The sequence below is a fragment of the Clostridium sp. genome (assembly GCF_032552055.1).
Taxonomy (GTDB): domain Bacteria; phylum Bacillota; class Clostridia; order Clostridiales; family Clostridiaceae; genus Clostridium.
On sequence record NZ_JAWGSV010000180.1, the window covers coordinates 1 to 6,431 of the forward strand.

The window sequence follows — 6,431 nt, forward strand, 5'->3', positions numbered from 1 at the left end:
CCTCTATTCTTTTATTAAGAACTATTATTGAAAATGGCTTAGTAATATAATCATCTGCTTTTTCATCAAAGCTCATAATTTCAGTATAATCATCACTCATTGCTGTTAACATAATTACTGGAACGTTACTTTCTTCTCTAATTTTATTTAAAACAACAAAACCATTTGCTCTTGGTAACATTATATCTAAAATTACTAAATCAATTTTATTTTTTTTAAATAGCTCTATTGCCTGCATTCCATCTTCTGCACTTATAACATTATATCCAACCTCTGATAGATATTCACTTACACCTTCTCTTATTTCTTTTTCATCTTCAACAATTAATATATTAATTTTCATTTATATCTTCCTCCATTTTATATAATATATATCAAAATGAATATATTTTATAAATATATAATAACATAACCTTCCAATTATATTATAAATATAAAAGTGTTAATTTCACAAATTAACACTTTTAACATTAAATAACTAAGATTATTTATATACCAATTCCACATATAATTTATCACTAAAATTCTATCTATAAAGACTTACTTAAATGATAATATTATCAACTCTCTCCTTTTCAAATACCTTTATTTATTAACCCAATTTTAGTAAAAACCTCACTTACTTGTGATACGGTTCATTCTTCATTATTCTATAGCCTCTATATATCTGTTCTAAAAGCATAACTCTGAACAATTGATGAGGGAATGTCATTTTTGAAAAGCAAAGCTTGTAATTTGCCCTTTTTAATACCTTTTGTGAAAGTCCTAAACTTCCACCTATAATAAAGGCTATATTGGAGTTTCCCATTACTCCACAGTTTTCTATGTAGGCTGCAAATTGTTCTGAAGTTAGGTTTTCTCCCTTTAGATCCATGGCAATTACATGCATATTATCTTTTATTTTGGATAATATAAGATCTCCTTCCTTATCTTTAATTTGCAGCTCTTCTTTTTCAGAAGCATTATCAGGAGTCTTTTCATCCTGAAGCTCTATTATATCTAATTTACAATATCGACTTAATCTTTTTGAATATTCATCTATTGCTTGCTTTAGATATTTTTCCTTTAGTTTTCCAACAGAAATTATTGTGATATTCATAATGTCTCCTCATAAGTTTAATATTTTTATATTATGCTTAGTATTATAAAATACCTAATAAAGATTATTAATTTTCTATTCTTCATTTAAATAACTATCTACATCTATAATAGTTGTACCTTCATCTACTTCTGGTCTCTTTTTTAGGTAGACTCTTAGCACCTCTGCATTGTAAACAGCTTGAATTCTAGCCAAATCAACATTTGGAACAAAAAAGTTTTTTTCAATATAATTGTTTTCTTCAAGTATATTTATAGTTTTACCTCTATCCTCTAAAGCATTTCTATTTACTTTAATGCTAATATGCTCATTATCATAATCAATATCTATATCTCTTTTTTGCACCCCTTCAATTTTCCCTTCAATTAAATACCTGTCTCCATAATCCTTAAAGTCTAGTTTTAATACTTCTTCCTCTTCTAACTTTTCTTCCGCTTCAATAATATTATTAACAACTTCACTATTTAATACTGTATCCACTATATTATTAATTAAACCCTCATTAGATGCCAAGGTATTAAATACTTCATTAAATATACTAGAAAAAGCCTCTCCAAATCCTCCAATTGTACCTCCTATTATGTTATCACCATTCATATTAGGAATACCTTGAAAGCCATTATTAAGGTTACCACTAAAACTTCCACTAAAGCTACTAGTAAATACTCCATAAACATTACTTCCATTTGTATAAGTATTATATTGATAGTTATTATCTGGAGTAATATTCTTACCACTTTGATTATTTAAGCTATTTAAAGTATTTAATAAGTTGCTATTTGGATTATTATTTAAGTTATTATTATAATTATTATTTAATCCATTTACATTAGTATTGTTCCCTAGTAAATTATTCATTAAAAAGGGTAATATATCAAACATTATAATCTCCTATTATATTAATTCCTATATAATATAATTATTTGAGATTATTACTTTTGATACAAAAATATTTATTTTAATACCCTAGTTCTTCATTGATAAATATTACATGAATTCTATCTTTATTACCTTGGCTTGATATAACAGTAAATTCCCTACAAATCTTATCATTTCCTTTGCAATCAATACAATAACCTACTTTAGTGCAAGGTGTTAGCTTATTTAGTCTCTTTGCATTAGCAGGACCAGATATTTGCTTATTCCTATTGATAGCTTCATCTATATTTTTTACTATTTTATTTACACCAGCTATTACTATTACCTTGTCAGGTCCATATAACATAGCTGCTACTCTATTTCCATTTCCATCAACATTATATAACTTACCATCCTCAGTTATAGCATTACTACTTGTAAAGTAAGCATCAGCAAAAAAACTTTCCCTAAAAATATTTTTCACTTCATCTTTACTTAAACCTTCTTTATATCTATCTAAAAAGTTATACCTACCGCTTCTTAAATGATCTATAACTCCACACTCGAATAATGACATAGAACCACCACAAGAAACTTTTGATCCCTCATTAACTAATTCGCAAATCTTCTCTATAATACCTTCTTTTGTTTGTGCCAAGTACCCATTCATGTTATTGCTTTCTAAAGCTTCAATTGTCCTCATTATTTTTTGATTATTAACCCACTTTAAATTTTTATCCATAATTTATCCCCCCCAAATTCATCATTACTCTTCATATTAATATTTTCAATATATTATAACTTCCTTTAAAATTATCTCTTATTTATAAAGTAAATAGGTGGAATGTAAACCCTTATATAATGTCTTACATTCCACCTTAATTAATTTCTATTTACTTTCCACAGCACTTCTTATACTTTTTACCACTTCCGCATGTACAAGGATCGTTTCTACCAATTTTATTTTCATTTCTTACTATTACAGACTCTCTATATTTCTTTTGGATTTCTTTCCTCTTCTCTGGTGAGAAAATTCCATCCCATTGAGGTAAAGTATATAAATACTCAGCCTTAGCATCTAACATATTGAAATAAAGCTTTTCTAAGTCAACTTCTAATGTAATCTCTTCATCAGCTTTTAAAGCTTCTAAGTCAAATGGATTCTTTAAGCTATCATTAATTCCATCTATAAATCCCATAATAAATTCTTCAGTAGTATTTTGATTGCTAGCTAAATCCTTAATTGTGCAAGTTATAGCTTCAGCATGCTTTGCAAGGATTTCCTTATAAAGAGCTGTTTCTATTTGCATATATTCATTCCAAAAAGCCTCTTCTCCTCTTGCCTTTACATATTCAACTACCATGTCTGTCCATTGTTTATATAAGCTCATATTCATTCTCCTTTTTATGTGGTATTGTTTATATAATTTTGATTATAATACTATGACATCACTAGGGCTATGTCTATTTGCCATAGTTAAATCAATATCTACATTTTGCTGTATGTTATTCTCCCTTAGGACTCCAAGAACTGTCTCTAATGCTAAATCCGGATGATTATTAGTTCCACTTAAGTGTCCTAATATAATTTTTTTATTTTGCTTGTATCTAATTAAGTCTACTATAGCCTTACCACAGTCATCATTTGATAAGTGACCTACCTCACTTAATATTCTTCTTTTTAAAGCATATGGATAAGGACCAAACTTCAACATATTAACATCATGATTACTTTCCAGTAATATAACTTCTGAATCCTTAATATTATCTCTTATTTCTTCAGTATATATTCCAAAGTCAGTAGTAACACTAGCCTTTTTGCCATTGCTATGAATTGTATAACCGACTGGCGCAACTGCATCATGTGGTATGTTAAAAGAAATTATATCTATATCTTTAATAGATACAGTGGATCTTCTATCCATAATCTTTATATTATGCTCTTTAATTTTACCTATGCTACTCTCCATTGCAGACCAAGTGTTAGCATTAGTAAAAATAGGAATATCATATTTACGAGATAATACCCCTATTCCTTTAATATGATCTGAATGCTCATGAGTAACAAATATTCCATCTATTTTACTTGGGTCTTCTCCTATACTCTTTAGAGCTTCATCTATCTTCTTACCAGGTAAACCTGCATCTATTAGTACTTTTGCATTATCTGAAGCAATAAAAATACTATTTCCACTACTTCCACTATATAATGAACAAAACTTCATATTATTATCCCCCGTTAGATACTACTCTTCTTCTACTCTAGTAATATCTGCTCCTAAGCTAGAAAACTTGTTCTCAATGTGAGGATATCCTCTGTCTATGTGTTCAATCTCAGTTATTTCAGTAAATCCACTTGCCACTAAACCTGCAATAACCATTGCTGCTCCAGCTCTTAAATCAGTTGCGATAACTTTAGCTCCAACTAGTTCCTTATTACCTTCTATTATAGCTGTTCTGCCTTCAACCTTTATTGTTGCACCCATCTTTTTTAACTCATCTATATGCTTATGTCTATTTTCCCATATACTTTCAGCAATTAAACTTTTTCCAGGTACTGTACTTAATAAAGCCGACATAGGTTGTTGAACATCTGTTGGGAATCCTGGATATGGAGCTGTCTTTACATTAACTCCTTTTAATTCTCCCTCAACATATACTCTAATACTATCGTCACCCTCTTCAACTACAGCTCCCATTTCAATTAATTTGGCTGCTATTGATTCTAAATGCTTAGGTATTACATTTTTTATAGTAACATCACCTTTAGTTGCTGCTGCTGCAATCATAAATGTTCCAGCCTCAATTTGATCTGGAATAACACTATAATTACATCCTTGAAGTTTTTCAACTCCCTTTACTCTTATAACATCCGTTCCAGCACCTTTAATATCAGCTCCCATAGAGTTTAAGAAGTTTGCAACATCCACAACATGTGGTTCCTTTGCAACATTTTCAAGTATAGTAGTTCCTTCTGCTAATGTAGCTGCTATCATAACATTTATAGTAGCTCCAACAGTAACTACATCAAAGAATATATTTGCTCCATGAAGATGTTCTGCTTCAACTGTAACAGCGCCATGTTCTATAGTAACCTTTGCTCCTAAAGCTTCAAATCCTTTTATATGTTGATCTATAGGTCTTACACCTATAGGGCATCCCCCTGGAAGTTCTACTCTAGCCTTTTTAAACCTCGAAAGTAAAGCTCCTATAAAATAATATGAAGCTCTCATTCTTCTAACATCATCAGTACAAGCCTCTACTCTTGTAACATCTGTAGCATCTATTTCTAAAGTATTGTTATCTATCTTATTAACTGAACATCCAAGACTAGCTAAGATTCTTTCAAGACAATGAACATCTTCAATATCTGGTACATTATCAATAATGCACTTTCCTTCGCTCGCCATTATAGCTGCTGGCAATATAGCAACCGCTGAGTTCTTTGCACCATTTATTTCAACAGAACCTTTTAATGCTTTTCCTCCATTTATAACTAACTTTTCCATCCATTTCACCCTTATCACTATTTATATATATAATATTTCCTTTTATTTCAACTATTATCCATCGTTGTGTAACATTCTAAAAAACTTACAATATTCATTATAACATAAAATATATTTATTTAAATAGAGTTTTTTCTTCCAATAAGGCTTTTTTACTGCATTTTACAAAGAAAAGTTTTAACCATATAATCTTTCTTAATTTTCTGTAATATGTTATAATTTATAAAAAGTTTATATATGAATAAATTTCATATATTAATATTGATATGAGAGGCTAAACCTATGAAGTATTACTTAGTTGCATTATTTGATGATGAATCATATAAGCATTTAAATCCTATTCAAAGGAATTTATCTAAAAAATTTAGAGCAAATAGAAATTCACCAACACCTTATATACCATTAGAAGTTATAGAAAATCCAAATATAGATAAACTAGATCTTGTAGTAGATAAGATTGTTAAGCCTTATAAAAACTTTAAAGTACAGTTATTACCTAAGGTTTCAGTGTCAGAGTCACAAAAAACTTTAAATGTAAAAATAGAGGATGTTGGGTATATCAAAAGATTAAATAGATTAATGAATGATACATTAAAACTACATGGCTTTAATGTACCTGAAGAAAATATTGATAATCAAATGCACATTTCTCTTGCAAATCTTAATTTCATCCCTAAGGATTCAAAAAAATTAGATGGTGAAATAAATTTAAAAGAAAAGTGTGAAACTTTAAAAGTAGATAGAATTGAATTATGGAAATTCTCTAATAATAAAAGAGAAACATTAATTAAGAGCTATCCTTTAAAGAAAAATTTATATTTGTAAGTATTTTATTGGAATTTATTTACGTATAATCTTAGTTACTCTTAGGTTTCTAAGATTATTTTTTTAATATTTTTAAAATTATTTTTTGTATTCGTTTTCTCCACTTTTCAATTTCGAAATATTTTTGTAAAATATAATAA

Annotated in this window: 8 protein-coding genes; 1 reads left to right on the forward strand and 7 read right to left on the reverse strand. The window is 28.5% G+C overall.

The window, feature by feature from the left end; all coding sequences use genetic code 11:
• The 7 genes from E6248_RS11560 to E6248_RS11590 all read right to left on the reverse strand — a co-directional run.
• Positions 1-343, reverse strand: a 343-nt coding sequence (locus tag E6248_RS11560) for a response regulator (protein ID WP_316340954.1), incomplete at its 3' end; no start/stop codon positions are given.
• Positions 344-619: 276 nt separating this feature from the next.
• Positions 620-1,099 carry a 23S rRNA (pseudouridine(1915)-N(3))-methyltransferase RlmH gene (gene rlmH, locus E6248_RS11565; RefSeq protein WP_316340955.1) on the reverse strand — a complete coding sequence of 160 codons (480 nt, stop codon included), beginning with the start codon at positions 1,097-1,099 and terminating at the stop codon, positions 620-622.
• 75 nt (positions 1,100-1,174) lie between these two features.
• Complete coding sequence (locus tag E6248_RS11570; RefSeq protein ID WP_316340956.1) at positions 1,175-1,981, reverse strand: Hsp20 family protein; 807 nt, start codon at positions 1,979-1,981, stop codon at positions 1,175-1,177.
• A 76-nt stretch (positions 1,982-2,057) separates the two neighbouring features.
• Positions 2,058-2,699: a lactate utilization protein gene (locus tag E6248_RS11575; RefSeq protein WP_316340957.1), complete on the reverse strand. Its 642-nt coding sequence runs from the start codon at positions 2,697-2,699 to the stop codon at positions 2,058-2,060.
• Between the two features lie 151 nt (positions 2,700-2,850).
• Entirely contained in the window at positions 2,851-3,348 is a 498-nt protein-coding gene (locus E6248_RS11580) for an SEC-C metal-binding domain-containing protein (RefSeq protein ID WP_316340958.1), read from the reverse strand.
• Positions 3,349-3,390: 42 nt separating this feature from the next.
• On the reverse strand, positions 3,391-4,182 hold the full coding sequence (locus E6248_RS11585; RefSeq protein WP_316340959.1) for an MBL fold metallo-hydrolase: 792 nt from the start codon (positions 4,180-4,182) through the stop codon (positions 3,391-3,393).
• A 21-nt stretch (positions 4,183-4,203) separates the two neighbouring features.
• The gene (locus tag E6248_RS11590) at positions 4,204-5,466 is read right to left on the reverse strand and encodes a UDP-N-acetylglucosamine 1-carboxyvinyltransferase (RefSeq protein WP_316340960.1); all 1,263 of its coding nucleotides are present in this window, start codon (positions 5,464-5,466) and stop codon (positions 4,204-4,206) included.
• Between the two features lie 282 nt (positions 5,467-5,748).
• Between E6248_RS11590 and E6248_RS11595 the strand changes: the two genes are divergently transcribed.
• Entirely contained in the window at positions 5,749-6,291 is a 543-nt protein-coding gene (locus tag E6248_RS11595) for a hypothetical protein (RefSeq protein WP_316340961.1), read from the forward strand.
• Positions 6,292-6,431: the final 140 nt, after the last annotated feature.